General features: G+C 61.0%; 28 protein-coding genes. 11 read left to right on the top strand and 17 right to left on the bottom strand.

Going from position 1 to position 25,917, the window contains the following annotated elements; all coding sequences use genetic code 11:
- Nucleotides 1-19 precede the first annotated feature (19 nt).
- The 4 genes from K0H47_RS08555 to K0H47_RS08540 are packed head-to-tail and all read right to left on the bottom strand — an operon-like array spanning nt 20 to nt 2,641.
- On the bottom strand, nt 20-580 hold the full coding sequence (locus K0H47_RS08555) for a DUF6162 family protein (protein ID WP_093207740.1): 561 nt from the start codon (nt 578-580) through the stop codon (nt 20-22).
- Nucleotides 577-906 carry a hypothetical protein gene (locus K0H47_RS08550; protein WP_017479466.1) on the bottom strand — a complete coding sequence of 110 codons (330 nt, stop codon included), beginning with the start codon at nt 904-906 and terminating at the stop codon, nt 577-579. The genes K0H47_RS08555 and K0H47_RS08550 overlap by 4 nt, the downstream gene beginning before the upstream one ends.
- Complete coding sequence (locus tag K0H47_RS08545; protein WP_063028380.1) at nt 903-1,442, bottom strand: hypothetical protein; 540 nt, start codon at nt 1,440-1,442, stop codon at nt 903-905. Before K0H47_RS08545 ends, K0H47_RS08550 begins: the two co-directional genes overlap by 4 nt.
- On the bottom strand, nt 1,439-2,641 hold the full coding sequence (locus K0H47_RS08540) for a PepSY domain-containing protein (protein WP_177027373.1): 1,203 nt from the start codon (nt 2,639-2,641) through the stop codon (nt 1,439-1,441). The genes K0H47_RS08545 and K0H47_RS08540 overlap by 4 nt, the downstream gene beginning before the upstream one ends.
- Before the next feature lie 251 nt (nt 2,642-2,892).
- On the opposite strand from K0H47_RS08540, the gene leuC reads away from it, so the two are divergent.
- The 3 genes from leuC (at nt 2,893) to K0H47_RS08525 (ending at nt 6,375) form a co-directional block, all read left to right on the top strand.
- Nucleotides 2,893-4,314 (top strand): 3-isopropylmalate dehydratase large subunit, encoded by a 1,422-nt coding sequence (gene leuC / locus K0H47_RS08535; RefSeq protein WP_093207746.1) that lies wholly within the window; start codon nt 2,893-2,895, stop codon nt 4,312-4,314.
- Nucleotides 4,311-4,925 carry a 3-isopropylmalate dehydratase small subunit gene (gene leuD, locus K0H47_RS08530; protein WP_063028386.1) on the top strand — a complete coding sequence of 205 codons (615 nt, stop codon included), beginning with the start codon at nt 4,311-4,313 and terminating at the stop codon, nt 4,923-4,925. Before leuC ends, leuD begins: the two co-directional genes overlap by 4 nt.
- A 214-nt stretch (nt 4,926-5,139) precedes the next feature.
- Nucleotides 5,140-6,375, top strand: coding sequence for an MFS transporter (locus K0H47_RS08525; RefSeq protein ID WP_063028388.1), 1,236 nt, complete (start codon nt 5,140-5,142; stop codon nt 6,373-6,375).
- Here the strand turns inward: K0H47_RS08525 and K0H47_RS08520 are convergent.
- The 4 genes from K0H47_RS08520 to K0H47_RS08505 form a co-directional block, all read right to left on the bottom strand.
- Complete coding sequence (locus tag K0H47_RS08520; RefSeq protein ID WP_197680870.1) at nt 6,356-7,270, bottom strand: LysR substrate-binding domain-containing protein; 915 nt, start codon at nt 7,268-7,270, stop codon at nt 6,356-6,358. The genes K0H47_RS08525 and K0H47_RS08520 overlap by 20 nt on opposite strands.
- 172 nt (nt 7,271-7,442) lie before the next feature.
- Nucleotides 7,443-8,747 (bottom strand): C4-dicarboxylate transporter DctA, encoded by a 1,305-nt coding sequence (dctA, locus tag K0H47_RS08515; RefSeq protein ID WP_003207293.1) that lies wholly within the window; start codon nt 8,745-8,747, stop codon nt 7,443-7,445.
- A gap of 98 nt (nt 8,748-8,845) precedes the next feature.
- Nucleotides 8,846-9,721 carry an alpha/beta fold hydrolase gene (locus K0H47_RS08510; protein WP_219272372.1) on the bottom strand — a complete coding sequence of 292 codons (876 nt, stop codon included), beginning with the start codon at nt 9,719-9,721 and terminating at the stop codon, nt 8,846-8,848.
- Between the two features lie 233 nt (nt 9,722-9,954).
- The gene (locus K0H47_RS08505; protein ID WP_219272371.1) at nt 9,955-10,416 is read right to left on the bottom strand and encodes a VOC family protein; all 462 of its coding nucleotides are present in this window, start codon (nt 10,414-10,416) and stop codon (nt 9,955-9,957) included.
- Between the two features lie 235 nt (nt 10,417-10,651).
- Here K0H47_RS08505 and K0H47_RS08500 point away from each other — a divergent pair, with 235 nt between their 5' ends.
- From K0H47_RS08500 to K0H47_RS08490, 3 genes are read left to right on the top strand one after another with little or no spacing between them, the layout of a single operon-like run.
- Nucleotides 10,652-11,875 (top strand): SfnB family sulfur acquisition oxidoreductase, encoded by a 1,224-nt coding sequence (locus tag K0H47_RS08500; RefSeq protein ID WP_063028395.1) that lies wholly within the window; start codon nt 10,652-10,654, stop codon nt 11,873-11,875.
- A 3-nt stretch (nt 11,876-11,878) separates the two neighbouring features.
- Nucleotides 11,879-12,544, top strand: a complete 666-nt coding sequence (locus K0H47_RS08495; RefSeq protein ID WP_177027369.1) for a methionine ABC transporter permease — start codon at nt 11,879-11,881, stop codon at nt 12,542-12,544.
- Nucleotides 12,545-12,573: 29 nt separating this feature from the next.
- A complete protein-coding gene (locus tag K0H47_RS08490; protein ID WP_076016645.1) occupies nt 12,574-13,344 on the top strand; it encodes a MetQ/NlpA family ABC transporter substrate-binding protein in 771 nt (256 codons plus the stop codon).
- 125 nt (nt 13,345-13,469) lie between these two features.
- On the opposite strand, the gene soxR is transcribed toward K0H47_RS08490, so the two are convergent.
- Nucleotides 13,470-13,919: a redox-sensitive transcriptional activator SoxR gene (soxR, locus tag K0H47_RS08485; RefSeq protein ID WP_093207759.1), complete on the bottom strand. Its 450-nt coding sequence runs from the start codon at nt 13,917-13,919 to the stop codon at nt 13,470-13,472.
- A 90-nt stretch (nt 13,920-14,009) separates the two neighbouring features.
- On the opposite strand from soxR, the gene K0H47_RS08480 reads away from it, so the two are divergent.
- Nucleotides 14,010-14,372: an antibiotic biosynthesis monooxygenase gene (locus K0H47_RS08480; RefSeq protein ID WP_063033929.1), complete on the top strand. Its 363-nt coding sequence runs from the start codon at nt 14,010-14,012 to the stop codon at nt 14,370-14,372.
- Here the strand turns inward: K0H47_RS08480 and K0H47_RS08475 are convergent.
- From K0H47_RS08475 to msuE, 4 genes are read right to left on the bottom strand one after another with little or no spacing between them, the layout of a single operon-like run.
- A complete protein-coding gene (locus K0H47_RS08475; RefSeq protein ID WP_010166567.1) occupies nt 14,364-15,467 on the bottom strand; it encodes a sigma-54-dependent Fis family transcriptional regulator in 1,104 nt (367 codons plus the stop codon). The two genes, K0H47_RS08480 and K0H47_RS08475, sit on opposite strands and share 9 nt — an antisense overlap.
- A gap of 11 nt (nt 15,468-15,478) precedes the next feature.
- Nucleotides 15,479-16,666: an acyl-CoA dehydrogenase family protein gene (locus K0H47_RS08470; RefSeq protein WP_219272369.1), complete on the bottom strand. Its 1,188-nt coding sequence runs from the start codon at nt 16,664-16,666 to the stop codon at nt 15,479-15,481.
- A gap of 47 nt (nt 16,667-16,713) precedes the next feature.
- Nucleotides 16,714-17,859, bottom strand: coding sequence for an FMNH2-dependent alkanesulfonate monooxygenase (gene ssuD / locus K0H47_RS08465; RefSeq protein WP_003210130.1), 1,146 nt, complete (start codon nt 17,857-17,859; stop codon nt 16,714-16,716).
- Nucleotides 17,860-17,868: 9 nt separating this feature from the next.
- Nucleotides 17,869-18,432 carry an FMN reductase gene (gene msuE / locus K0H47_RS08460; protein WP_063028405.1) on the bottom strand — a complete coding sequence of 188 codons (564 nt, stop codon included), beginning with the start codon at nt 18,430-18,432 and terminating at the stop codon, nt 17,869-17,871.
- 397 nt (nt 18,433-18,829) lie between these two features.
- Here msuE and K0H47_RS08455 point away from each other — a divergent pair, with 397 nt between their 5' ends.
- The 3 genes from K0H47_RS08455 to K0H47_RS08445 all read left to right on the top strand — a co-directional run bounded on the left by K0H47_RS08455 (nt 18,830) and on the right by K0H47_RS08445 (nt 22,334).
- Nucleotides 18,830-19,099 (top strand): DUF547 domain-containing protein, encoded by a 270-nt coding sequence (locus K0H47_RS08455; protein WP_076016660.1) that lies wholly within the window; start codon nt 18,830-18,832, stop codon nt 19,097-19,099.
- A gap of 229 nt (nt 19,100-19,328) precedes the next feature.
- The gene (locus K0H47_RS08450) at nt 19,329-20,489 is read left to right on the top strand and encodes a cysteine desulfurase family protein (protein ID WP_076016650.1); all 1,161 of its coding nucleotides are present in this window, start codon (nt 19,329-19,331) and stop codon (nt 20,487-20,489) included.
- A gap of 36 nt (nt 20,490-20,525) precedes the next feature.
- Nucleotides 20,526-22,334, top strand: a complete 1,809-nt coding sequence (locus tag K0H47_RS08445) for an aminopeptidase P family protein (protein ID WP_219272367.1) — start codon at nt 20,526-20,528, stop codon at nt 22,332-22,334.
- Here the strand turns inward: K0H47_RS08445 and K0H47_RS08440 are convergent.
- Nucleotides 22,331-22,921 carry a 2-hydroxychromene-2-carboxylate isomerase gene (locus K0H47_RS08440; RefSeq protein ID WP_219272365.1) on the bottom strand — a complete coding sequence of 197 codons (591 nt, stop codon included), beginning with the start codon at nt 22,919-22,921 and terminating at the stop codon, nt 22,331-22,333. The two genes, K0H47_RS08445 and K0H47_RS08440, sit on opposite strands and share 4 nt — an antisense overlap.
- 35 nt (nt 22,922-22,956) lie before the next feature.
- Nucleotides 22,957-23,688, bottom strand: a complete 732-nt coding sequence (locus K0H47_RS08435) for an SDR family oxidoreductase (protein ID WP_063028414.1) — start codon at nt 23,686-23,688, stop codon at nt 22,957-22,959.
- Between the two features lie 87 nt (nt 23,689-23,775).
- Between K0H47_RS08435 and K0H47_RS08430 the strand changes: the two genes are divergently transcribed.
- Nucleotides 23,776-24,336, top strand: a complete 561-nt coding sequence (locus K0H47_RS08430; RefSeq protein ID WP_063028416.1) for a TetR/AcrR family transcriptional regulator — start codon at nt 23,776-23,778, stop codon at nt 24,334-24,336.
- Nucleotides 24,337-24,348: 12 nt separating this feature from the next.
- Here K0H47_RS08430 and K0H47_RS08425 read toward each other — a convergent pair whose 3' ends face one another.
- Together K0H47_RS08425 and rhtA are read right to left on the bottom strand one after the other, a co-directional pair.
- Nucleotides 24,349-24,630, bottom strand: coding sequence for a hypothetical protein (locus K0H47_RS08425; RefSeq protein ID WP_017476825.1), 282 nt, complete (start codon nt 24,628-24,630; stop codon nt 24,349-24,351).
- A gap of 167 nt (nt 24,631-24,797) precedes the next feature.
- Entirely contained in the window at nt 24,798-25,685 is an 888-nt protein-coding gene (gene rhtA, locus K0H47_RS08420; RefSeq protein ID WP_063028418.1) for a threonine/homoserine exporter RhtA, read from the bottom strand.
- Between the last annotated feature and the right edge of the window lie 232 nt (nt 25,686-25,917).

Raw genomic sequence — 25,917 nt, 5'->3', positions numbered from 1 at the left:
CTCTCGCTACAGCGTGAATTCAATGGCGATGCTGGCGGGTGACACCGGCATCGAATTGCGCGACCACTTGCTGCCATCCCGCGCTGATCAGCGCCTGGTCAGTGAGGTCGGAGGGGGCGGTGAGGTTGGCGCTGCGGTTGAGCCAGATATCCGGCTCGGCGCCCCGGATGCGCATCAACAGCGAACCGCTGAGGTCCGGTGTCTGGCTCAGGCCCAGGTAGGCCGCGTCCAACAACTGCCAACGATGGTCGCCGCGGCTCACCGAACTGGCGTCCTGGGCGAAGGGCGCAAAGCCTTCCGCCGCCAGTTGCTCAGGCGTCGGCAGGGCGCTGTGTTCTTCCTGCAGCAGGTGGATTTCATCCAGGGTCACCCGCAGGTCGGCGTAGATGCCTTGCTCGGCGGCGCTGAGGTCGCGGCGGGCGTCCAGTTGGTGGCTGGGCACGGCGGCGATCTCCTGGCTTTCACCGCGTAAGGCCACCACGGTGCCGGCAACGGCGAGGATGATCAGGCACAACAGCAGGACATACAGGGTTTCGTGCCCGGCACCGGCCGGGCGGACCACTTGGGTTGTACGGCTCATTGGGGCTGGATATCCGCTTGATCGATTTCCACCACGTGGCCGGGGCCGGCATCAAACAACACGTAGAACTCGGCGGACGGTTTCTTGAAGGTCAGCGTCGAGTCTTGCCCCAGCTTGCCGGGCACCAGGATGGTTTCGTCGTAGCCGATCACATCCAGGGTCACCCCCGGCGCGCCGCTGCCATCGGAGAAACCGCCGGTGCACTGGATCTGCTCGCCGGGGATCTCCTTGCATTCGCACATCGGGTTGTGGGCCAGGGCAACGGTGCTGAAGCCGGCACAGAGGATCAGCGCGCCAACGGTGCGGGCCAGTTGCGGCAAAGTCATGGTTTAACTCCTCGTTTTTTCAGCCAGTCGATGGTGGCCGGCGATGCCTGGCTCAAGGGGATGGAGGCCTGGTGCATGGCGCCGTCCCAGCCTTCCATGGTGATCCACACTTCGGCGTCCAGTGGTGTGCGTTCGGGGATCGGCAGCATGGCGCCCATGCGGTACGGGGTACCGAAGAAAATCACCCCGGCGGCCCGCAGGCTGCGGGGCTTGCCGATGCGCAGGTAGGTCGCCTTGACCTGGTCGATGCAGGTGGCGCACAGGGCGGCATTGAAGGATTTCATCGGTCCCGCCGGGTCGGGGCGCGGCGGCTCGTTGCGCAACTCGGCGAGCTTCAGGCTCCAGGGACCGACCTGTACTTCGCCGACTTCCCGTTCGCCCAGGCCGCTGTCGCCGCGAAACAGCGCCGCGTCGGCAAAGTACTTGGGCATAAAGCCCAGGGGTACCAGCAACAGCAGGATATTGATGTGGAAGCGCCACTTGAGCCAGAAGGCCCGCAGTGGCGAGGGCGGTTGAACCGTCATGGACTTGTTCATTGATTGCCCTCCGTTGTTTCAGCCTGCAAGACCTGGGTTTTTGCTGGTTGCCGGGATGCCTTGGCTTCACGTTTCAGGGCGTTGAGGGTCGCCAGGGCCGTGCGTTTGGTCCAGATCAGCAGGCCGCTCAAGACCATCATGCTCAACACCAGGCCAAAGAAGGCCCAGATCAGCTTGATCCAGAGGCCGCCAAAATCCCCGGTGTGCAGGGGGCGCATGGATTCGGTGACGAACTCCAGGGCTGAACGGTCGGACAGCAGGTGCGAGACGGCGATTTCGCCGTTGTACGGGTTGATTTCCGCGGTCTGGAACATCAGCGGGTACCAGCCACGCCCGCCGATGCGCAGGTGGCTGTAAGCGTTGCTGGGCAGGCTCACAAAGCTGGCCTCGAGCCCCGGGATACGTTGGGTGGCGATATTGATCGCCTCGTCCAGTGGAATCATGGGTGCCGGTACGCCCGCTGCGGACATTGGCACTTTGTCGCGGGCAATCGCCGGGACGATCGGTTCGCTGGAAATGGTGATCTGGTTATCGCTGAGGGTCGCCTCGATCAGGAACCAGGTGCCGGTGATGGAGATCACCGCGATAAACCAGATCGACCAGATGCCGCTCAATCGATGGAAGTCGCCCCAGAAGATCCGCGCGCCATGGTTGAAGCGCAGGGTCGGCTTGAAAAAGCCTTTCCAGAAACGTTTGTAGACCACAAGGCCGGTGACCAGCGACGCCAACAGCGGCAGGCCCAGCAGCGACACCAGGTACCAGCCCCAGCTGTAACCGTTGGTGAAGGGCACCAGCCACCAGCCGTGGAGTGCACGGGTAAATGCCTGGAAGTTGAACGCCGGGCTGATGCCCTGGATCACCCCGGTATAAGGGTTCACGTAGACCTCCAGCGAGCGCCCATCGGGATAGCTGAGGTTGGCGCTGAGGGCAAAGTGCGACTCATCCGGACGGCTCAGGGACTCGACGATCACCTGGGGTTCGGCGCGCTTGATGGCGCCGATCACTTGGTCGTATGTGAGCGGTTCGGCATCGTCCGACGGCTTGCTGGCGCGGATGTCCGGGTTGGCCAGCCAGACGATTTCCTGGCTGACCACCGCCAGGGTGCCGGTGACACAGACGATCAGCACAAAGAACCAGATGGGCAAGGCCAGCCAGCTGTGCACGAGAAACCAGAGTTTTGAGCGTGACTTCTTCGACATGTGAATGAGGGTCTTGATCGGAGAGAGGCGGTAAAGGCCCGGAAAACGCCGCCCGTAGCTTTTGCTGACGCGAGCGGCTGTATCTAAGTTAAGACGGATGAGAAATGCAAAACCCTAAGGTGGATATGAAAGAAAATGTTTCGGATAGCCATTCATGCAACACGAAACATGTTTCGAGTCATCACCAAGGCGGGATTGATGGGGCAGGGGCGCTGCCTATGATGGAGTCATACCGTTGAGCGAGCCCAATAATGACTTCTGCCAGAACCCTCTACGACAAACACATCGACTCCCATACGGTGTGCCGCCTGGATGACCAGGGCCATGTGCTGCTGTATATCGACCGTCAGGTCATTAATGAATACACCAGCCCGCAAGCTTTCAGCGGCTTGCGCGAGGCAGGCCGTGGCGTATGGCGTCCCGGCACGGCGCTGGCGGTGGTCGACCATGTAAACCCCACCACACCCAAGCGCATCGCGACCATGCCGGATGCGGGCGGCGCGCGCCAAGTGTCGTACCTGGCGGAAAACTGCCGGGATTTCGGAATTGAGCTGTTGGATATCCTCGACAAGCGCCAAGGCATTGAACACGTGATCGCCCCGGAGCAGGGCTTTATCCTGCCGGGCATGGTGATCGCCGCCGGCGACAGCCACACCACCACCTACGGTGCCTTGGGCGCATTCGGCTTTGGCATCGGCACCTCGGAAATCGAGCATTTGCTGGCCTCGCAAACCCTGGTCTACAAACGCCTGAAAAGCCTGCGCGTGACCGTGGATGGCGAACTGGCCCACGGCCTGACCTCCAAGGACGTGATCATGGCGCTGATCGGCAAGATCGGCGCTTCGGGTGCCACCGGCTACGCCATTGAGTTTTGCGGTTCGACCATTGATGCCCTGAGCGTCGAGGCGCGGATGACCATCTGCAACATGGCGGTGGAGGCGGGCGCCCGTGGTGCGTTCATGGCGCCGGACGAAAAAGTCTTTGCCTACCTCAAGGGCAAACCCCGCGCGCCGAAGGGCGAGTTGTGGGAGCGCGCCCTCGTGGGTTGGCGCCAACTGCACTCGGATGCCGACGCCGTGTTCGACCTCGAAGTGCAACTGGACGCCACCGCCCTGGAGCCCATGGTCACCTGGGGCACCAGCCCCGACCAGGCCGCGCCCATCGGCGCCCGCGTACCGGACCCGCAAGACGTCAGCGACCTGATCCTGCGCCAGGACATGCGCCGCGCCCTGAACTACATGGGCCTTGAAGCCGGCATGCCCCTGAGCGAGATCGTCATCAGCCATGCGTTTATCGGCTCCTGCACCAACGCCCGCATCGAAGACCTGCGGGATGCCGCCAGCGTCGTGCGCGGCAAGCACGTGGCCGACCACGTGCGGGCGATGATCGTGCCGGGCTCCACCGAAGTGCGCGACCAGGCCGAAGCCGAAGGCCTCGCCGCGATTTTTATCGACGCCGGGTTTGAATGGCGCCAGTCCGGGTGCTCGATGTGCCTGGCGATGAACGATGACGTGCTGGAGCCCGGCGACCGCTGCGCCTCCAGCACCAACCGCAACTTCGAAGGCCGCCAGGGCGCAGGTGCCCGCACGCACCTGATGAGCCCGGCCATGGTTGCCGCCGCTGCCATCACCGGCCGCCTGACGGATATTCGCCACTTTGGAGACCGCACATGAGCCTGCAACCCTTCACCCGGATCACCGGCAAGGCCGCGCCGATGCTGGCGGCCAATATCGACACTGACGTGATCATGCCCAAGCAGTTTCTCAAGGGCATCGACCGTAACGGGCTGGATCGCGGGTTGTTCTTTGATTTGCGCTTCTTGGCATCGGGCGAGCCTAACCCGGAGTTCGTGCTGAACCAGCCGGCGTGGCAGGGCGCGAGCTTTATGGTGGTGGGGCCGAACTTCGGTTGTGGTTCCAGCCGGGAGCATGCGGTGTGGGGCTTGAAACAGATGGGCATTCGCGCGTTGATCGGCAGCAGCTTTGCGGGGATTTTCTATGACAACTGCCAGCGTAATGGGGTGTTGTTGATCACGCTGGAGGAGGCGGTGTTGCAGCGTTTGGGGCAGATGGTGAGTCAGCCTGAACAGGCGCAGATCAGTGTGGATCTTGAGGCGCAGGAGATTCTTTTGGCTGACGGGCAGGTGATTGGGTTTCAGATTGATACGTTGCGCAAGACTGCGTTGTTGTTGGGGTTGGATGCTATCGGCACGACGTTGCAGCGCAGTGAGCAGATCAAGGCGTTTGAGCGCGAGCACCTGGCGGCCAATCCTTGGCTCGGGTGACTAACTGACTCAAGGTAAGCAAGATCAATGGTGGGAGCTGTCGAGGTTTAGCGAGGCTGCGATGCAGGCGCTGCGCTCCTGCAGGTGCACCGCGGTGATCCCATCGCAGCCTCGCTAAAGCTCGACAGCTCCCACAAGTTGACACTTCAAGACCTGTGGGCTTAAGTGGGGCGCGACAAGGAGGTTGGCCCGTCGCGGAAAAAGGAATTTCAGTGTGTGTAACCGCAATCCCGAGCTCGCGCTTTCGACCCGAAACGCCCGCCTGATCATCTTTGCCCGGGGCGTTTCGGATTTTGGCGCGTTCCTCAATATGGTGGCCTTGTCTACCTACGTCTATTGGCTTAGCCAAAGCGTGGTGTTTGTCAGTCTCTTTCTGGCATGCCGCGTCACCGGCGGTATTGTCGCCAGCCTGTTCGGCATCCCGTTTTTCCGGCGCTTTGCCGGGCGTGGCACATTGGCCGGGCTGGACCTTGCCCGGGCGCTGTTGCTGACGCCGCTGCTGCTGTTGATCCCGGCCCATCAGCTCAGCGTGCTGCCCTTTATCGCCTTCGGGATCGGCTTGTGCAATTCGCTGTTTGCCATTGGCCTCAACAGTCAATTGCCAACCTGGGTGGCGCTCGAGCAGCGCGTCTCCACCAATGCGTGGATCACTTCAGCGGCCGCTACCGGTGCGGTCTTCGGCAGTTTGCTGTCCGGACTGTTGATCGCCACCGGTGGATTTGAAGCGGTGTTTGCCGTCAACATTGGCACCTATGTCGTCGCTGCTTGCCTGATCCTGCCGCTGCGCGGGCTGTACTTCGCCACCGTTGGCGTGCACCGGGCCCTCTCGGCGGAATGGCATGAGCTGAAGAAAGGGCTGCGGGGCGCGCCGGTGCTGGCCGCCATGTTGCTGATCAGCATGCTCGATACGCTTGGCAGCGCTGCCCATAACGTCGGCTGGCCGGTACTGTCCCAGTACATTTCTCCCGACACGGCAAAAACCGTCATGGGTTATCTGCTGGCAGTGTGGGCGTGTGGCAAGTTCGTCGGCGCGCGCCTGGCCAGTGCGGTTTTAAAAAACCGCGGCAACCGAGGCATGGAGCGCCTGTTCATGGCCGGCGTAGCGCTGATGTCCAGCGGCTTTATCCTGACCTTCCAGCAAACCGAGCTTTGGCTGGCATTGATGCTGGTGGTGTGGGCAGGGCTGGGGGACGGTGTGTCCGAGGTGGCCTTGATCTCCCGGGCCCAGAATGAGCCTGATGGCCTGCGCCTTCCGCTGTTCAGTTTATTGACCCTGATCCAAATGGCCGGCTTCGGCATGGGCATGCTGGTGGTCGGGCCGTTCTACCTGACGTGGACGCCGGCTCAGGTGATTGTGTTGTTCCATGGGCTGCCGTTGAGCGCCTTGGTGGTCATGGGGTTATGGATGGGATTCAGGGCTCACCGGGGCGTCAGATCGACAACCCTTTGAAGTGCTCCTGCAAAAACTCCACACACGCCCGCAACTTCCCGGAGTAGGCCAACCGCGTCGGGTACACCGCCCACACGTTGGCGCTCTGGGTGTAGTCGTGCAGCACCTGCACCAGTTTCCCTTGCTCCAGCAGCGGCTTCACGTCCCACATCGAACGCAGCAACACGCCGCGTCCGTCCAGGGCCCATTGCAAAACGATCTCGCCGTTATTCGACGATAACGGGCCGCGCACGCGCACGCTGTCCTGCACGCCATCGCGCTCCAGGTGCCAGATGCCAAACGCGTTGTCGCGCTCCTTGAGCACCAGGCAGTCGTGCTGTTCCAGGTCGCTCAAGTGCTGCGGCACACCACGGCGTTCGAGGTAGGCGGGCGCCGCACACAGCACCCGCCGGTTACTCACCAGCCGGCGACCGATGTGTTGCCCCGGGATGTCGTCGCCCACGCGAATCTCCAGGTCGAAACCCTCGCTGACGATATCCACCACCCGATCAAACAGGTCCAGGCGAATCTCCAGGTCCGGGTATTGTTCGGCCAATAGCGACAAGGCTGGCGCCACATGGTTACGGCCGAAACCGAAGCTGCTGCACAAGTGCAGGTGACCGCGCGGGCTGTCGTGGGCGTCGGAAAGCTCGTCGGACAGTTGCTGGAAGTCTTCGAGAATCCGCACGGCCCATCGCTGCACGCGCTCACCGTCTTCGGTCAGGGCGATACGGCGGCTGGTGCGGTGCAGCAGGCGGGTGGCGAGGGTGGTTTCGAGAATCTGGATACGCTTGCTGACATAGGCCGGGGACAAACCCAGCTCGTCGGCAGCCGCAGCAAAGCCGGCCTTGCGGATCACGGTCAGGAATACCCGCAGGTCTTCAGGTAGAGGCACGGTATCTTTCTTGTTAGTCATCAGAAACAGGCGTGGCGGCATGAACCGCCAGAATAGCACCGGTGTGGCGAGGGAGCTTCTGTGGTGAGGGAGCTTGCTCCCGCTGGAGTGCGAAGCGCTCCCAGGATTTTGGGGCCGCTGCGCAGCCCAGCGGGAGCAAGCTCCCTCGCCACAGGGTATCGGTGTTTAAGGGTTACTCGGCGGCGATCTTCGCCTGGGCGGCGGCCCGTGCATGACGGCCATGCTTGAGGGCGATGGGCGCCATTTTCTCGCGGTCCAGTTCACCTTCCCAAGCAGCCACCACCAGCGCGGCCACGGCATTGCCGATAATATTGGTCAGCGAGCGGCATTCAGCCATGAACCGGTCCACACCCAGGATCAACACCATCGCCGCCACCGGCACCGTGGGCACGACCGCGAGGCTGGCGGCCAGCGCGACAAAGCCTGCACCCACTACCGCACCGGCACCTTTGGAGGTGAGCATCGCCACCGCCAGCAGGGTCAGTTGTTGCTCCAGCGTCAGGTCGATATTGGTCGCCTGGGCCAGGAACAGCACCGCCAGGGTCATATAGATGTTGGTGCCATCCAGGTTGAAGGTGTAGCCGGTGGGCACCACGATCCCCACCACGCCTTTGGACGCGCCAAGGCTTTCGAGTTTCTGGATCAGCTGCGGCAGGGCCGATTCGGATGAGCTGGTGCCCAGCACGATCAACAGCTCGGCTTTGATGTAGGTCAGCAGCTTGAAGATGCTGAACCCTACATAACGGGCAATGCTGCCCAGCACCACGGCGACGAAGAAAAACGCGGTGACGTAGAACGTGCCCACCAGTTTCAACAGCGGCAGCAGCGAACCCAGGCCGTACTTGCCGATGGTGAAGGCGATGGCCCCGAAGGCCCCGATCGGCGCTACGCGGCTGATCATCCCGACGATGCGGAAGAACACTTCGCTGGCCTGGTTGATCACGCCCACCAAGGGCCGGCCCTTCTCGCCGATCATCACCAGCCCGAGGCCAAACAGCACCGACACAAACAGCACCGGGAGGATTTCGCCTTTGGAGAAGGCATCGAAGAAGGTCGTGGGGATCACATGCATCAGGAATCCGGTGACGCCTTCGCCGTGTTCGGCCTGGCCGACAAAACCGGCGATGGCCGAAGTGTCGAGGGTTTTCACATCAATGTTGAAACCCACGCCCGGGTGCAGCAGGTGCGCGGCAAGGATGCCGATCACCAGGGCAATGCTGGAGACGATCTCAAAGTAGAGCAGCGCCTTGCCACCCACGCGGCCCACCTGCTTTACGTCGTGCATGCTGGTGATGCCGGACACCACCGTGCAGAAGATGATCGGGCCGATGATCATCTTGATCAGCTTGATAAAGCCGTCGCCCAACGGCTTGAGGTCGATACCCACCTGGGGCCAGTGGTTGCCGATCAACACGCCCAGCACAATGGCGATGATCACTTGCACATACAGGGTTCCCAGCAGTTTTCTGATTGTCATTTTTATTATCTCGAGACGTTTTTTGGGCAAGCAGAACCCGTCGCAGGCTGTTTCAAGCCTGCGGGGCGGGATCGGTCAGATCAGCGGTTCATAACGGCTCAGCGAAGGAAGGCCAGGACTTCGCCGAGCAACAGTTCAGGGGCTTCTTCAGCGATGTAGTGGCCTGCCGGCAAGGCCTTGCCACGTACGTCGGTCGCGACTTTCTGCCATTCCTGGAGGGGGTCGAAGCAGCGGCCGACGGTGCCTTCGGCGCCCCACATCACCAGCAATGGCAGTTCCAGGTGATTGCCTTTGTCGATATCGGCGCGGTCATGCTCAAGGTCGATGCCGGCAGCGGCGCGGTAGTCTTCGCAAATGCCAGTGGCGGTACCGGGCAGTTTCAGGCAGCGCAGGTATTCGGCGAAGGCTTCATCGGTGAACGGCTTGAGGCCGGCGCTGCGGCTGCCCATGACGCTGCGCAGGTACAGTTCCGGATTGCCCTCGATCAGGCTCTCGGGCAGCGGCGCCGGGCGGATCAGGAAGAACCAGTGCCAGTAGGCGCGGGCGAAGGCTTCGTCGGTCTGGGCGTACATGGCCAGGGTCGGTGCGATGTCCAGCAGGACCATGCGCTGTACAGCCTTGGGGTGGTCCAGGGCCAGGCGATGGGCGACGCGGGCGCCACGGTCGTGGGCCAGTACCGAGAACTCATCGAAGCCCAGGGCCTTCATCAATTCGACGCCGTCGCGGGCCATTTCGCGTTTGGAATAGTGGGTGTGATGGTCATTGGCGGCGGGCTTGCTGCTGTCGCCGTAACCGCGCAGGTCGGCGGCGACCACGGTGAAGTGTTCGGCCAGTTGCTCGGCGACCTTGTGCCAGATGACGTGGGTCTGCGGGTGCCCGTGCAGCAGGAGCAGGCCGGGACCTGTGCCGCCTTTGCGGTAGCAGATGTCCACGCCGTTGACGTGGCGCTGGTCTTTTTGGAATCCGGCGAACATGGAATGACTCCTTGTGATGATTGCCTGCATCCTGAAATCACACGGCGCCTGGGGCAAGGGGGAAAGCGTGGAGGGGTTGTTCATGAAGTGTGTTGAAGCCCGATCTTTCAGGCAGTGCAGGCCAACTGTGAGAGCTGGCTTGCCTGCGATGCAGGCAACTCGGTGTATCAGTCGCACCGAGGTGATGCCATCGCAGGCAAGCCACACAGTTGGGTTGTATCACCCAGGCGACTTCATCCTTGCTTGAACAACGCCTCGGCACGCTGGCGAACCTGCGCCTCGGTCAAATCCTCCTTGCGCGTAGCCAAAAACCACACATGCCCGAACGGGTCTTTCAGCGTCCCGGAGCGGTCACCGTAGAATTGATCCTTGGGTTCTGAAATCGCGGTGCCGCCGGCCTTGATGGCCTGGGCGAACTGTTGGTCGATGTCCTGCACATAGAGATGCAGGCACACACTGGGGTGTTCTTTTCCCGGGCTGCCGAAAGACATTTCGCCACAGGGTGAGGCCATCATGATCGCCGAATCGCCAATGCGCAGTTCGGCATGGCCGATCTTGCCGTCGGGCATGTCCAGGCGCATGACTTCGGTGGCGCCGAAGGCTTTCTTGTAGAACTCGATGGCCTCAGCGGCTTTTTCGATACCCAAGTACGGCGTGATGCTGTGATAGCCCTCGGGAATAGGTTTAACGCTCATATCGTTCTCCTTGATTGTGGTTATGGAGGGACGGCCTTTTCACTATAGGCCACGTGTGCCGTGGCCTGCGGGCAGCCGACGAGGTGTTGGCCAGGCAACAGCAAACCGGCAGTTTGCTGCGCCATGGACGGATTATTGCGGTCAGGGTGGGCGCAAACCCTTGAGTTTGACGGCCCGGGCCCTCAGGCACAGAAGCTGCAATAGCTCAGGTCAATCATTCGCCCGAGAGCGTTGTATGTCTGTACTGCCTGTATCTGCCGATTACCCGATTCACACGCCCCACGCCGAGCTGATCCGCGATGAGGCCCAGGCCCTGGCCGTAGCCCATCGGGTCGCCGCCGTGTTGCTGGAGCAAGACGCCGAACGTGACCGCACCCGCCAGGTGCCGGTCGAAGTGGTCGACCTGTATTCCAACAGCGGCCTGTGGGGCATCAGCGTGCCTCGCGAATTTGGCGGCGCCCAAGTGTCCTACGCGGTGTTGGCCCAGGTGATTGCGATCATCTCGGCGGCCGACCCGTCGCTGGGTCAGATCCCGCAGAACCATTACTGCCTGCTGGAAGACATCCGTCTGCAGGGCACCCCCGAGCAGCAGGCGTACTTTTTTGGCCTGGCGCTGGAAGGGCATCGGTTTGCCAATGCACTGTCGGAAACCGGCGGCAAGAACGTTCAGGACATCCAGGCAACCATCCGCCGGCAAGGCGATGGCTATGTGATCAACGGTCGCAAGGGGTATTGCACCGGTTCGCTGTACGCCCACTGGCTGGCGGTGCTGGCGCTGGATGAACAGCAAAATGCGCAGTTGGCATTCGTGCCCCGGGGCACTGAAGGCTTGGTGGTGGTCGACGACTGGGACAGCATGGGGCAGCGCACCACGTCCAGCGGCACGGTGCTGGCCGATGACTTGAACGTGCCGGCTTTCAATCTGTTTCCTACCCATCGCTCCTACGATTCGCCGACGCTCGCCGGCCCTTTCGCACAATTGACCACCGCCGCCATCGACGCCGGCATCGCCCGTGCCGCGCTGCGTGACACGGTGCAGTTCGTCCAGCAATTCGCCCGCCCGTGGATTGATGCCGGGGTGGAAAAAGCCAGTGAAGATCCGCTGACCATCATCCAGGTCGGCGCATTGGATATTCGTCTGGAAGCGGCGGAAGCCTTGCTGGAGCGCGCCGGAAAAGCCCTGGACGCCGCGCGCCCGGCACCCGATGAAGACAACGTCGCCCACGCTTCCCTGGCGGTCGCTCGAGCCAAGGTACTGACCACTGAAATCGCCATCGAAGCCAGCAACAAGCTCTTCGAACTCGGCGGCACCCGTTCCACTTTGAAGAAACACAACTTCGACCGTCACTGGCGCAACGCCCGTGTGCACACCCTGCATGACCCGGTGCGCTGGAAGTATCACGTGGTGGGCAACTGGTTGCTCAACGGTGCCAAGCCACCGCGTCACGACTGGTCCTGAACCATGGCCGAGCTGTTTAAAAACATCTACTGGGCCGACATCGGCCAAGCCTGCCTGGAAACCCTGAGCATGCTCACTGCGGCCCTGGGTTTTACCGTGCTGTTGGGGTTGCCGCTGGGGGTGGTGCTGTTCCTTACCGGCAAGCGCCAGTTGCACGAAACCCTGGTGGTGTATCGGGTGCTGTCGGTGGTGGTGAACGTGCTGCGTTCGCTGCCGTTCATCATCCTGCTGATTGTGCTGATCCCGTTGACCACCTTGCTGGTGGGCACCTCCCTGGGCGTGCCCGGCACGATTCCGCCGTTGGTGGTGGGCTGTACGCCTTTCTTTGCGCGGCTGGTGGAAACCGCCTTGCGTGAAGTCGACCGTGGTGTGGTGGAAGCCACCCAATCCATGGGCGCCAGCACCTGGCAGGTGATCCGCCACACGCTGTTGCCGGAAGCCCGGGGCGGGCTGCTGGCAGCGGTCACCGTTACCGCGATTGTGCTGGTGGACTACACCGCGATGGCCGGGGTGATCGGTGGCGGTGGCCTGGGCGACCTGGCAATTCGCTATGGATATCAGCGTTTCCAGACCGACGTGATGGTGGTCACGGTGTTGCTGCTGTTGGTGCTGGTGCAGGCCCTGCAAATGACCGGTGACCGTTTGGTGGCGCGTTACAGCCGCCGTTGATTCCTATAACTAATGCCTTCGGAGCAACCATGAAAAAATCCCTGGCCATCTTGGCCGCTGTCTTGTCCTTCAACGCCTTTGCCAACGAGACGTTGGTCGTCGGCGCCACGCCCGTGCCTCACGCCGAGATCCTGGAGTTCGTCAAACCCGTGCTGGCCAAGGAGGGCGTGGACCTGCAAATCAAGGTCTTCACCGACTTCATCCAGCCCAACCAACAACTGGCGCTGAAGAACATTGACGCCAACTACTATCAGTACCGGCCTTTCCTGGATGACTACAACAAAACCCGGCATACCAATCTGGTGCCGGTGGTTGGCGTGCACATCGAGCCGTTTGGTGCCTATTCGACCAAGATCAAAAACATCGCTGAGTTGAAAGACGGCGCCACAGTGTCGATCCCCAACGACCCGGTCAACACCGGCCGTGCGCTGGTGCTGCTGGATGAAGCCGGCCTGATCAAACTCAAGGACCCGAGCAACACCCTGGCCACCCCACGGGACATCGTCGAAAACCCCAAGCACCTGAAAATTCGTGAGTTGGAAGGGGCGTTGCTGGCTCGCTCGGTGAGCCAGGTGGACCTGGCGTTCGTGTTCGCCAACTACGCCCTGGAAGCGGGGATCGACACCAACAGCGCGTTGATCGTCGAGAAGGGCAAGAGCCTGTACGTCGAGTACCTGGTAGCGCGCCCGGACAACATCAACGACCCGGGCATCCAGAAACTGGCCAAGGCGTTGAACTCCGATGAAGTGCGCCAGTTCATCCTGACACGCTATAAAGGCCAGATAGCTCCGGGTTTCTAAGTCTGATGGAGATCAAAATGTGGGAGCGGGCTTGCTCGCGAAGGCGGTGTATCAGCCAACTTATTGAGTGACTGACACGCCGCCTTCGCGAGCAAGCCCGCTCCCACATTGATAGGGTTTCCTTATCAGGGATTTACGCTGGGCTCCAGCAATTGTGCCCCAGGCCCGCGTTCACCCAGTACGTCATCCTGATTGCGCAGCGGGCACGCCTCTATCGACAGGCACCCGCAGCCAATACAGCCACTGAGTTTGTCCCGCAGCAGCATCAGTTTGTCGATGCGCCGGTCCAGGTCCTCACGCCACAATGCAGACAGGCGCTTCCAGTCAGCGGCGGTGGGCGTGCGGCCATCGGGCAGGGTTTGCAGTGCCTCATGGATCGTCGCCAGAGGGATGCCCAAACGCTGGGCAATCTTGATCACCGCCACCCGGCGCAACACGTCCCGCGAGTAGCGCCGTTGGTTGCCGGCGTTACGGCTGCTCTTGATCAAACCCTTGGTTTCGTAGAAGTGCAGGGCGGTAACGGCAACGCCGCTACGGGCTGCCAATTGGCCGACGGTGAGTTCTTTGGTGACCATGAAAAAGCCCTTGACCTTGACTTAACTAGAGGTTTTACCCTGCGTGGCATCCAATCGCAAGATTGTGCCTACGGTAAGAGGGGAATGTTCATGCAGGTATTAGAGAAGAGTCTGAGTTTCACCCAGATGGTCGAGTTCCAGATCGAACCTCAGCAGCAATCCGCGTTGGTAGCGGCCCTGTCATCCCAAAGCGAGCGCCTGGCCCAGGACCACGGCGGCTTTATCAACGCCAGCGTGCAGGTCAGCGATGATGGGCGCCGGGTGCTCAGCTACTTGCAATGGCGCTCCCGCGAGGACGGTGAGGCGGCCTTCAAGTGTTTTGAGCACGGTGAGGAAGATTTCTGGACGCTGATACGCGCCCACCAGGCCACGGCAGTGACCTTCGGTTCGTTCCAGGTGTTGCGCAGTATCGAGCGCAGCCATGACAACGCCTTGCACTGCCGCCTAAATTGACAGGTGCAGCATGCGCTCGCCCTGTACGTTTTCGCCGGGGCGGCGCTTGTTCACGGCCAGCTCACCGATCTTGATCAAGCGGGTACGCGTCACGTTGCGGCTCAGGCCCAGCAGGTTGGCGGTGTGCACCTGGTTGTAATGGCTGAAGCGGTAGGCAGCGCGCAACAATGCATCCTCGACCTTTTCATGCAGGGCGCCGGCCTGTTCCTCGAAGAGTTTTTGAAAGGCGCGTTCCAGCAGGGCTTCAGCACTGTTGTCGATGCCGTGCTGGCTGTCGTCCTGACGCTCGATGCGCATGTTCGACAGGCGCAGGTCGTCGCGTTCGATCACGCCGTTGCGGCAGATCAGCAGGGTGTGGTGAATCACGTTTTCCAGCTCGCGAATGTTGCCTGGCCAACTGTAGCTTTTGAGTTTCTGCTCGGCCTCGCGGCTGATAGTGATCGGTCCGTAACCCAGGCGCTGGCTGTAGGCTTCGATAAAGTGCCGGGTCAGGGGCAGGATGTCGCCGGGCCGGTCCCGCAACGGGCTCAGCTCCAGGCTCACCACATCGAGGCGGTAGTACAGGTCTTCGCGGAAATGTCCGGCGTTGATGGCTTTTTCCAATTGAACGTTGGTGGCCGCCAGGACCCGCACGTCGATGGGAATGCTTTTGCGTGATCCCAGGCGCACCACTTCGCGCTCCTGGAGTACCCGCAGCAGCTTGACCTGAATCGCCATCGGCAAATCACCGATTTCATCGAGGAACAGGGTGCCACCGTCGGCCTCTTCGAACCAGCCGGCCTTGGCGCTGAGGGCGCCGGTGAAGGCGCCTTTTTCATGGCCGAACAGCTCGGCCTCCACCAACGATTCGGAAAACGCGCCGCAGTTTACCGCCACGAACGGACGGTTGCGCCGGGCGCTGAGGTTGTGGATATGGCGTGCCACCAGCTCTTTACCGGTGCCGGTTTCGCCGATGATCAGCACGCTGGCTTCGCTGGGCGCGACTTGCTGGATGTGCGCCAGCAGCGCCTGGGATTTCGGGTCTTCGAAGACCTGGGCCGTGGCGCGGATCGAGGTCGCAAGAGCGGGCGAGGGCGGTAGGGTTAAAAGCTGCATGGGCACCTCTTCTAGGAGTAGAACGTGGGAATCGGCAGGGACTGGTTCAGCGCCCAGTCCCCCAGTTCGTGGAGTTTGTAGTCCACCGGATCGTGCAAGGTTTGTGTGCGCAGGTTGCGCCAGTGCCGGTCCAGGCGCAGGGAGGCGTGGGTGGAACGCGCGCCGGTGACTTCGAACAGGCGGCTGCACAGTTCCAGGCCGTTGCGGGTGGCGGCGACCTTGGCGGTGGCGATGGCGATGGCCAGTTCGCCGCGCTCGCTTTCGCTGAGGCTCGGGCCTTTGGCCCAGGCCTGGTCCAGCAGCTCGGCGGCACGCTCCACCAGCAGTCGAACGCCTTCAAGGGCGACCCAGAATTCGCCGTAGTGGTTGAGCACATACGGGTCCTGGCGGATGTCCTGCACCGTGGATTTATGCCAGGGCCGGGTTTCGGTCAGGGTGTAATTCCGGGCTTCGGCAAAGGCGCCTTCGGCGATGCCAAGGAACATATGGGTGAAGGTCAACTGAGCGATCAGCGGGCGCAGGCAGGCGAAGGGTGTGCTCAACGGGCCGGGATCGAGGAGCAACTCCGACTCCTCCACGCGTACCCGTTCGAAGCTGGCGCTGCCGCTGTCGGTCTGGCGCTGGCCAATGTTGTTCCAGTCATTGTGCAACGTGATGCCGCTGCGCCCGCTGGGGATGGCGGCGATCAGCAGCTTGCCGCCGGCGCTTTCATCCACGGCTGAGGCGATCAGCATTTCCGAGTCGCTGGCGCCGGAGCAAAAGCTCTTCTTGCCGGAGAATTCTCGCCAGCCTTTGTAGGCCTTGACCACCGTGCGCGTGTCCAAGGGGTTGAGGGCGTTGCCCCAGAACCAGTTTTTGCGCGCGGTTTGTTCGAACCAGGGTTGCCATTGCTCCGGGCGGGAGAACAGGCGAACGGTGGCAAGCATCAGGTGATGAAAGCCGAAGACGTGGGCGATGGAACTGTCGACTTTGGCGAACTCGCGAACGATCTCCAGGGTCTCGCTCCAGCGGGCGCCGAGGCCGCCGTATTGGGTGGGGATGCTCAGGGCCAGCAAGCCGCTTTGGCGCAGGGCGTCACGTTCGGTCTTGGGTGTGCCGCCGCGCTCGTCACGTTCGACGGCGGTAAGGGCGAATTCGGCGGCCAGCACTTTGGCTGTCTGCAACGGTGAGGGCAGGACGCTGTTGGGTTTGGCTGTCACGCGGGATTCCTCATGGTGTGCCGGGGCGTACCCCGGCAGACGGCAAGTCAGGCCTTGGCTTTTGCCGGCAGGACGTCGTTGGCAATCATTTCGCCGAACGGTCCGGTGAGGTTGGTGACGCCGCGCCCGGCCAGGCTCGCGTAGGGTTCCGGCAGCAGCGGGAACACCAATTCGGCAAAGCGATACGCCTCTTCTAGGTGCGGGTAGCCGGAGAAGATGAAGCTTTCGATGCCCAGGTCCGCGTATTCCTTGATCCGCTCGGCAACTTGCTGGGGGTTGCCCACTAAGGCCGTGCCCGCGCCGCCACGCACCAGGCCGACGCCGGCCCACAGGTTGGGGGCGATTTCCAGGTTGTCGCGGCGCCCGTCGTGCAGGGCGGCCATGCGCCGCTGTCCTTCGGAGTCAAAGCGTGAGAAGGATTTTTGCGCGGCGGCGATGGTTTCGTCGCTGATGTGTTCGATCAGTTTGGCGGCGGCTTTCCAGGCGTCTTCTTCGGTTTCCCGCACGATCACATGCAGGCGAATCCCAAACTTGACGGTGCGACCATGGCGGGCGGCGCGCTCACGCACGTCGGCGAGTTTTTCCGCGACGGCGGCCGGTGGTTCGCCCCAGGTCAGGTACACGTCGACTTGTTCGGCGGCGAGGTCGTGGGCAGCGTCCGAGGAACCGCCGAAGTACAGCGGCGGATACGGCTTTTGCACCGGCGGGTAAAGTGCCTTGGCGTTCTGCACCCGCAGGTGTTTGCCTTCGAAGTCCACCGATTCGCCCTGCAACACGCGGCGCCAGATCTTGAGGAATTCGTCGGTCACTTCGTAGCGTTCGCTGTGATCGAGGAAGCTGCCGTCGCCGCGGTTTTCGTCGGGGTCGCCGCCGGTCACCACGTTGATCAACAGGCGGCCATTGGACAGGCGGTCGAGGGTGGCGGCCATACGTGCGGAGACGGTCGGCGAAATGATCCCCGGGCGAATCGCCACCAGGTAGCGCAGGCGTTCGGTCAGTGGCACCAGCGCCGAGGCGATGACCCAGGAGTCTTCGCAGGAGCGGCCGGTGGGGATCAGCACGCCGTGGTAGCCGAGGTTATCTGCGGCTTGGGCGACTTGTTTCAAATAGTTGAGGGTGACCGGGCGAGCGCCCTGGGTGGTGCCCAGGTAATGACCGTCACCGTGTGTAGGCAGAAACCAGAAAACATCCATGACAAATCCTTAAGCGATTTTCAGCAGAGAGGTGGGATGCGCGGCAAACAACGGCGCGGCGCGTTCTGCAGCAAGGCGAATGCGGGCCTTCAAGGGCTCACTGGTTATTTGGTAGTCGGTGAAGTCGGCCTCGGTGGCGTACACGCCAATGGGCAAAGTCAGGGCCTGGAAGAAACTGAACAGCGGGCGCAGTTGGTGATCGAGTACCAGGGCGTGGCGTTCACTGCCGCCGGTGGCCGCCAGCAACACCGGGGTGTTGATCAGGGCGTTGAGGTCGACCAGGTCGAACAGGTGCTTGAGCAGGCCTGGGTATGAACCGCGATACACCGGGGCGGCGACGATCAGCAGGTCGGCCTGTTCGATGGCGTGCAGTTGCGCCTCGACGTCGGCGGGCAACTCCTGGCGGGACAGTGCGCCGCCCAGTGGCCGGGCAATGTCGCCCAGTTCAATCAGGGTGGTCTGGATCGGCAATTGAGTGGCCAGTTCGGCCAGCACCGCCTGGGTCAACACCAGGGTGCGGGACGGGCGCCAGGTTCCGCCGGAGAGGGCAACGACATTCAGTGGACGGGTCATCAACAGTTCCTTTTTCAACAGTCGCTCAGGGCAAGAGCAGTAGCAGGACTTGAGCAAGAGCTGTACCAAGCTGCGCAGGCCTTGACTGGCGCGGGTCGTGGGCCAGGTGTTGGAAAATGACGGTGTTGTCTGCCTGGTGTTTTGTTGAATGACTGTTGCCTGGGCAACAGTTGCCAGGCGAACAGTGGCGTGAGCGTTGAAGCCATTTATAGAGGGTTGTGTTTATTCCGTAAATGAACGTATTTCCATATTTATAGATCTGCATGGAATATAAGACGTGGCTATCACAGGTGTCGCAAGGGTTGATAGCGACTATCACGGCTGATGATTTTTCACCGTGCAGGGGCGGGAGTAGCCTGTGCTCATTGACTTCAACCCGTTTCGCAGGACCTTCGCCATGAATCGTTTTCTCGCCATTTCCGTATTGCTCGTCACCTCAGTCCTTGCCGGTTGCGCGACACATTCGTCGCCTGAACTGCGTGCCTACTCGGCGGAAGAGAGCAAGGAGCTGGCGCTGGAAGCCCTGAGCCGTCGAGGCCTGTCGTTTGATGAATACCAACAGAAGAAAGCCGAACTGACCGGCCAGCCACAGAAAACCTTTGGTTTCGACCGTCAGGGTGAAATGAATGCCGAGCGCGGCATGACGCTGCACGGTCGCCCCAGTTGAGTCAGTGGCCAGGTCTGAAAAGCCCGAGGTTTCCCACAGGAATCTCGGGCTTTTTGTTTGCCATCCGTTTCCCGGAGCCTGTTAAGCTGAATTTCAGGAGCGTTCCTACGCACTTTTAAATAAAGTGGTCTTTCTTTAACGGCACGGAATCAGGTAAACCATCTTCCTTCCTGATCGCTGCCCCCTGAGACGTTGTTCTCGGGAACATGCTCTGCGAGTCTTTAACGTCATGAATAAACGTCCGCTGTATTTCGACTACGCCGCCACCACGCCGGTGGATGAGCGGGTCATCCAGGTGATGGTCGAGTGTCTGGGCTTCAACGCCAACTTCGGTAACCCTGCGTCCAGTTCCCACGCGTTCGGCCAACAGGCCCGGCAAACGGTTGAGCAGGCGCGGGGCCAAGTGGCTGAACTGGTCGGCGCCGAGCCGGCACAGATCGTCTGGACCTCCGGTGCCACCGAGTCCAACAACCTCGCCATCAAGGGCGTCGCCCAGGCGCGGGGCGTAGCCGGCGGGCATATCATCACCAGCCAGATTGAACACAAGGCCACGCTCGACACCGCCCGCCAGCTGCAGGAAGCTGGGGTTGCGGTGACGTACCTGGTGCCGGACGCCGAAGGTTTGATCAGTGTTGAGGCGGTAAGCGAAGCATTGCGTGAGGACACCTTCCTGGTGTCGCTGATGCTGGTGAACAACGAGTTGGGCACCCTCAACGATATCCAGGCGATTGGCGCACGAGTGCGTGAGCACGGCGCGTTGTTTCACGTGGATGCGGCGCAGGGCGCGGGCAAGGTCGCGATTGACCTGGCTGAGTGGCCGGTGGACCTGATGTCATTTTCCGCACACAAACTCTATGGCCCCAAGGGCATCGGCGCGCTGTACGTCGGCCCACGTGCGCAGCAGAAAGTGCTGGCGCAGATTCACGGCGGTGGTCATGAAGGCGGCTTGCGTTCTGGCACCCTGGCGACTCACCAGATCGCCGGCATGGGCACGGCGTTCGCACTGGCGGCGGCGTCCTTTGCTGAAGAAAAGGCAACCATTGTTGCCCTGCGCGAGCGCCTGCTGGAACAGCTGAATACGATTGCCGGGGTGCGCCTCAATGGCAGCCTCACCCAGCGTATTCCCCACACCTTGAGCCTGACGTTCAGCGAGGGCGAGTTCAATTCCGCCGCGTTGAGCGCGGGCATTGCCTTTTCGGCCACGTCGGCCTGCAATTCGGCGAGCAATGCACCGTCTCATGTGCTTCTGGCGCTGGGCCATGATGCCCGCAGCGCAGGTCGCACCATTCGCTTGAGCCTCGGGCGGTTTACCACCGAGCAGGACATCGATCAGGCGGTACAACTGATCAAGGCCGCACTGGCCAGCGCACCGGCTTTCTGGGCCGTTTGACCCCATAACAATTATTAGTGGTTAGCAGGAGACACGATGAGCACACAGCCTTTGACCCATGGAACGGTTCCCCAGCGCCTGGCGCACACCCGCGAACTGATGAGCCGCGAGGGTATTCATGCCTTGTTGGTGCCGTCGGCCGACCCACACTTGTCCGAATACCTGCCGGGTTACTGGCAGGGTCGTCAGTGGTTGTCGGGTTTTCATGGTTCGGTGGGTACGCTGATTGTCACCGCGGATTTCGCAGGTGTATGGGCAGACAGCCGCTATTGGGAACAGGCGACCAAGGAACTCAAGGGCAGCGGTATCGAGTTGGTCAAACTGCAACCGGGCCAGCCCGGGCCGCTGGAGTGGCTGGCGGAACAGACGCCGGAAGGCGGTGTGGTGGCCGTGGATGGCGCGGTCATGGCCGTTGCATCAGCTCGCACTTTGGGCAGCAAGCTGGAGGCACGTGGTGCACGCTTGCTTACGGACATCGACCTGTTGAATGAAGTCTGGCAAGACCGCCCAACCTTGCCGAACCAGCCGATCTATCAGCATTTGCCGCCTCAGGCCACCGTCAGCCGTGGCGAGAAGCTCGCAGCCCTGCGTGCCAGCTTGAAGGAGAAGGGCGCCGACTGGCATTTCATCGCGACCCTGGACGACATTGCCTGGCTGTTTAACCTGCGCGGCGGCGACGTTTCGTTCAATCCGGTGTTTGTGTCCTTTGCCTTGATTGGCCAGCAGCAGGCGACGCTGTTTGTGGCCTTGAGCAAGGTCGACTCCGAGCTGCGCGCCGTGCTGGAACAGGATGGCGTGACCCTGCGGGATTACAGCGAAGTTGCGGCGGCGTTGAAGGACATTCCTTCAGGCGCCAGTGTGCAGGTCGACCCGGCACGGGTGACTGCTGGATTGCTGGAGAACCTGGGCAGTGGCGTGACGCTGATCGAAGGCCTGAACCCTACTACCTTGGCCAAGTCGCGCAAAAGCCTGGCGGACGCCGAGCATATTCGCCAGGCCATGGAGCAGGATGGCGCAGCCCTGTGTGAATTCTTTGCCTGGCTCGACAGCGCGTTGGGCCGTGAGCGCATCACCGAACTGACCATTGATGAACACCTGACAGCGGCCCGTACCCGTCGTCCGGGTTATGTGTCGTTGAGCTTCAACACGATTGCCGCGTTCAACGCCAATGGTGCGATGCCGCACTATCACGCGACTGAAGAAGAGCACGCGCTGATCGAAGGCGATGGTTTGCTGCTGATCGACTCGGGGGGCCAGTATCTGGGTGGCACGACCGACATCACGCGGATGGTGCCTATCGGCACGCCAAGCGAAGAGCAGAAACGCGATTGCACGCGTGTGCTCAAGGGTGTGATTGCCTTGTCCCGCGCGCATTTTCCCAAAGGTATTCTTTCGCCGTTGCTGGACGCCATCGCCCGCGCGCCGATCTGGGCGGAAGGCGTGGACTACGGCCACGGCACCGGCCATGGCGTAGGCTATTTCCTGAACGTGCATGAAGGTCCCCAGGTGATCGCGTACCAAGCCGTCGCTGCGCCGCAAACGGCGATGCAGGCGGGCATGATTACTTCCATCGAACCGGGCACTTATCGTCCGGGCCGTTGGGGCGTGCGCATCGAGAACCTGGTGTTGAACCGTGAAGCGGGCAAGACCGAGTTTGGCGAGTTCCTCAAGTTCGAGACACTCACCCTATGCCCGATCGACACCCGTTGCCTTGAGCCGTCGCTGCTGACGGTGGAAGAGCGCCAGTGGTTCAACGAGTACCATGCGCAAGTGCGCGAGCGCCTGAGTCCGCTGCTCAGTGGCGCTGCGCTGGAGTGGTTGCAGGTGCGTACGGCCGCGATCTAGCTCAGCGCTTCACGCACAAAGTCCAGGCGATCCTGGCCAAAGAACAGCTGGTTGCCGACAAACAGGCTGGGGGCACCGAATACGCCACGTTGGATGGCGTGTTCGGTGTTGTCCTTGAGGGCAGCCTTGACCTCGTCATCATTGGTTAGCGCCAGGATTTCTTCGGGATCAAAGCCGTGTTCGGCCAGCACTGTGGCCACCACGGACAGGTCTCCCAAGTGACGGCCTTCTACCCAAAGTGCGCGGAACAGGCAGTCGATGAAGTCGAGAAAACGCTCGGACTGGCGCAGTTGAATGCCGGTGACCGCACGCATCAGCAGCAAGGTGTTGATGGGAAAGTGCGGATTGAACTTGAGCGGGACGTTGTAGCGCTGGGCATAGCGCGCCAGGTCCTGGAACATGTAGCGGCCCTTGGCGGGAACGGTGGCCGGCGACGCGTTGCCGGTGGCCTTGAATACGCCGCCCAGTAGCATTGGCTTATAAATCAACTGGGCGCCGGTTGCCGCGCATAGGCCTGGAAGCTGGGTATAGGCCAAATAGGTGGCCGGGCTGCCGAGGTCGAAAAAGAACTCCACGGTTTTACTCATGCTGGGTACTCGCTGTTTATTGTTATGGGGCGTGCTTACCAGGGTTCATTCCAGGGGCGCAGGTCCAGCTCGAAGGTCCAGGCGTCCCGTGGCTGGCTGTGCAGGTACCAATAGTTATCGGCGATGTGCTCGGGGTTGAGAATACCGTCCTGATCCTTGAGGGCATATTTTTGCGGGAAGTTGTCGCGGATGAAGTCAGTGTCGATGGCACCATCCACGACCACGTGGGCGACGTGGATATTCCGCGGGCCCAGTTCGCGAGCCATGCTTTGCGCCAGTGCGCGGATCCCGTGTTTGGCTCCGGCGAATGCGGCAAAGCCGGCGGCGCCACGCAAGCCGGCGGTGGCACCGGTAAACAGGATGGTCCCGCGATTACGGGTGACCATGCGCTTGGCCACTTCCCGGGCGTTGAGGAAGCCTGAGAAACAGGCCATCTCCCAAATCTTGAAGTACTTGCGGGCGGTTTCTTCCAGGATACTGCACGGCACATTGGCGCCAATGTTGAAGACAAAGGCTTCTATGGGCCCCAACTCGGTTTCAATCTGTTCGATCAGGGCGATAACGTCCTCTTCCTTGCGGGCATCGCAGGCAAAGCCATGCGCTTCTCCACCTGTCGCCTGGATGCTTTCCACCAAGGGTTGCAGTTTATCGGCGCTGCGCCGGGTAACGCAGGCGACATAACCCTCACGGGCAAAGCGCTTGGCGATGGCGCCACCGGTAGCATCGCCGGCACCCACTACCAGTACGATTTTCTTGTTGTTCGTCATGGGAGATCCTTTAGTAAACGATCGTTTGCCAAACGAACGTTATGCTACGATCCGACAGGCGTCAAGCGGACAACAGAGAGGGAAGTGATGCGATATTCGGCCAGTCATAAGCAGGAAACCAAAGAGAAGCTTCTGGATAGCAGTGCGGCCTTGGCGAAGAAAGAAGGGTTTGCCAGCGTCGGGGTGGATGGCTTGATGAAAGCCATTGGCTTGAGTGGCGGTGCCTTTTATAGCCACTTCGCCTCGAAGGACGAATTGTTCAGCTCGATTGTCGAGCGTGAATTGAGCCATAGCCTTGAACGCTTGAATGGCAATGGTGTGCAGAGTCGGGAGCGGCTGGATCGCTGTTTGAAGTTCTATTTGAGCATGGCCCATGTGGAGCAGTCGGAGGCGGGCTGTGCGTTGCCGAGCCTGGGGGCGGAGATTGCACGGTCTGATGTGGCAGTACGCCAACAGGCGCAGGACTGGATTTGCCGATTGCAGGCGGGCTGGGCTGCAACGTTGGGCAGCGAGGATTTGGCTTGGTCGATTCTGTCGCAATGCATCGGCGCCCTGGTGGTGGCGCGGATGATGGTCAGCCCGCAGGTGCAGGCGCAGGTGATGTCATCGAACTACGATGTGCTCAGTCAACAGCTGTCGAGGCTGTGAGAGCGTCGACAGTTATTTGCAGATGACGATCATGCTTCGGCTGGTGTAGCCGGCGGGGTTGAGGCCGAACGGGTAGTCGCCCGGGTCTTCGGCGTTGTCGCCTGACTTGGCGATGACTTTATAGCCTTTGGCGCCGCATGAATTGGCTGCACTGGCGTAGCACTTGTCCCAGGAGGAGGACAGGCCCGAACAGTTGATATGCAGTCCCTTCTTTCCCCGTTTCACTTCGGTCTTGGTAGTCGCGGCACAACCTGCGATTGCCACAATCATGAACAGCATCAAAATTCGCTTCATTCCTATCCTTAATAGCCGCCCCGCTTAGCTGCACGAAGCTGGCTTTACTCGCTCTCGAGTGTAGCGTTCATGATGTCCTTATCTAAATTCTCCATGAGTGACACTGGGTTACGGTTTAAACATGGCCTAATTGAGCGGCAAATGCCAGAGCTACGTCAAATCCTGAATCAATCTGCGGGAACGAGTGGCTTTGATTCGTTACGCATGGTCAGGGTTGCGCCAACCGAGGCCAGAATAATGCAGGTGATCGCCAGCCACTGCGCCAAGGATAAGTGTTCTTGAAGGAAAAACAGGCCGGACAGGGCGCCGAATGCGGGCTCGATACTCATCAAGGTTCCGAATGTGCGGGCGGGCAGGCGAGTCAGGGCGACCATCTCCAGAGTGTAGGGCAGGGCGGTGGATAAAACTGCGACACCAATGGCGATCGGGATCAGGGAGGGAGTGAGTAATGCCGCGCCCGCGTGGACGATTCCGATCGGCGCGACAAACAGTGCGGCGATCATTACACCCAGGGCGGCGGTCTGTACGCCGTTGTCAGCGCCGGCCTTTTGGCCGAACAAAATATAGAGTGCCCAGCACACACCTGCGCCCAGTGCGTAAGCGGCGCCTGTCAGGTCGATGCCGTTGCTGGCCGCTCCCATGGGGATCAGCAGCAGAAGGCCAATGATGGCCAAGGCTATCCAGAGAAAGTCTACAGCGCGCCGTGAAGCATATATGGCGACGGCCAGTGGGCCGGTGAATTCCAAGGCTACTGCGATGCCTAGCGGAACGGTCCGCAGCGACATATAGAAGAGGAAGTTCATTCCGCCCAGGGCCATTCCGTAAACGATCACGGTCTGTAGCGACTTGGCTGTGAGCTTGGCGCGCCATGGGCGTAATAGAAGCAGCATGATCACGCTGGCGAAAATCAGGCGAAGGGTGGTGGTGCCTTGCGCGCCCACAATGGGGAACATGCTTTTGGCGAGTGATGCGCCTGATTGAATGGAGGCCATGGCAATGAGTAGCAGGCCGACCGGAAACAATGTCGAAGCCAGGCTACGGGGTGAAGTGGTCATTGAGGGTGTTCGTCCGAGGTCGTATTTAAAGAAGCAGAAGTGGCTATGATGCTTAACTGTGTGGTGATGAGCAATATATTGCTCAGCGTGTGCCGTATTTCTCTATATATAGGTAGATTTTGTGATTGTCGGGATGGATTGATAGAAAAGCTAAATTAAGGGTTGACGGCAGATTCTGGAAGTCTATAATTCGCCCCACTTCCGGCGCAGTCGAAACGTAAAACTCCTTGTT

It is taken from the genome of Pseudomonas sp. Xaverov 83, from assembly GCF_019352905.1.
In the GTDB taxonomy this organism is placed as follows: domain Bacteria; phylum Pseudomonadota; class Gammaproteobacteria; order Pseudomonadales; family Pseudomonadaceae; genus Aquipseudomonas; species Aquipseudomonas yamanorum.
The sequence above is the reverse complement of the archived record's forward strand: the minus strand, read 5'-3'. Positions and strand labels throughout refer to the sequence as shown.

Coding starts and splice junctions, on each gene's coding strand:
- K0H47_RS08555 (WP_093207740.1), bottom strand. CDS start 580: ATGAGCCGTACAACCCAAGTGGTCCGCCCGGCCGGTGCCGGGCACGAA.
- K0H47_RS08550 (WP_017479466.1), bottom strand. CDS start 906: ATGACTTTGCCGCAACTGGCCCGCACCGTTGGCGCGCTGATCCTCTGT.
- K0H47_RS08545 (WP_063028380.1), bottom strand. CDS start 1,442: ATGAACAAGTCCATGACGGTTCAACCGCCCTCGCCACTGCGGGCCTTC.
- K0H47_RS08540 (WP_177027373.1), bottom strand. CDS start 2,641: ATGTCGAAGAAGTCACGCTCAAAACTCTGGTTTCTCGTGCACAGCTGG.
- leuC (WP_093207746.1), top strand. CDS start 2,893: ATGACTTCTGCCAGAACCCTCTACGACAAACACATCGACTCCCATACG.
- leuD (WP_063028386.1), top strand. CDS start 4,311: ATGAGCCTGCAACCCTTCACCCGGATCACCGGCAAGGCCGCGCCGATG.
- K0H47_RS08520 (WP_197680870.1), bottom strand. CDS start 7,270: ATGACTAACAAGAAAGATACCGTGCCTCTACCTGAAGACCTGCGGGTA.
- dctA (WP_003207293.1), bottom strand. CDS start 8,747: ATGACAATCAGAAAACTGCTGGGAACCCTGTATGTGCAAGTGATCATC.
- K0H47_RS08510 (WP_219272372.1), bottom strand. CDS start 9,721: ATGTTCGCCGGATTCCAAAAAGACCAGCGCCACGTCAACGGCGTGGAC.
- K0H47_RS08505 (WP_219272371.1), bottom strand. CDS start 10,416: ATGAGCGTTAAACCTATTCCCGAGGGCTATCACAGCATCACGCCGTAC.
- K0H47_RS08500 (WP_063028395.1), top strand. CDS start 10,652: ATGTCTGTACTGCCTGTATCTGCCGATTACCCGATTCACACGCCCCAC.
- K0H47_RS08495 (WP_177027369.1), top strand. CDS start 11,879: ATGGCCGAGCTGTTTAAAAACATCTACTGGGCCGACATCGGCCAAGCC.
- K0H47_RS08490 (WP_076016645.1), top strand. CDS start 12,574: ATGAAAAAATCCCTGGCCATCTTGGCCGCTGTCTTGTCCTTCAACGCC.
- soxR (WP_093207759.1), bottom strand. CDS start 13,919: ATGGTCACCAAAGAACTCACCGTCGGCCAATTGGCAGCCCGTAGCGGC.
- K0H47_RS08480 (WP_063033929.1), top strand. CDS start 14,010: ATGCAGGTATTAGAGAAGAGTCTGAGTTTCACCCAGATGGTCGAGTTC.
- K0H47_RS08475 (WP_010166567.1), bottom strand. CDS start 15,467: ATGCAGCTTTTAACCCTACCGCCCTCGCCCGCTCTTGCGACCTCGATC.
- ssuD (WP_003210130.1), bottom strand. CDS start 17,859: ATGGATGTTTTCTGGTTTCTGCCTACACACGGTGACGGTCATTACCTG.
- msuE (WP_063028405.1), bottom strand. CDS start 18,432: ATGACCCGTCCACTGAATGTCGTTGCCCTCTCCGGCGGAACCTGGCGC.
- K0H47_RS08455 (WP_076016660.1), top strand. CDS start 18,830: ATGAATCGTTTTCTCGCCATTTCCGTATTGCTCGTCACCTCAGTCCTT.
- K0H47_RS08450 (WP_076016650.1), top strand. CDS start 19,329: ATGAATAAACGTCCGCTGTATTTCGACTACGCCGCCACCACGCCGGTG.
- K0H47_RS08445 (WP_219272367.1), top strand. CDS start 20,526: ATGAGCACACAGCCTTTGACCCATGGAACGGTTCCCCAGCGCCTGGCG.
- K0H47_RS08440 (WP_219272365.1), bottom strand. CDS start 22,921: ATGAGTAAAACCGTGGAGTTCTTTTTCGACCTCGGCAGCCCGGCCACC.
- K0H47_RS08435 (WP_063028414.1), bottom strand. CDS start 23,688: ATGACGAACAACAAGAAAATCGTACTGGTAGTGGGTGCCGGCGATGCT.
- K0H47_RS08430 (WP_063028416.1), top strand. CDS start 23,776: ATGCGATATTCGGCCAGTCATAAGCAGGAAACCAAAGAGAAGCTTCTG.
- K0H47_RS08425 (WP_017476825.1), bottom strand. CDS start 24,630: ATGAAGCGAATTTTGATGCTGTTCATGATTGTGGCAATCGCAGGTTGT.
- rhtA (WP_063028418.1), bottom strand. CDS start 25,685: ATGACCACTTCACCCCGTAGCCTGGCTTCGACATTGTTTCCGGTCGGC.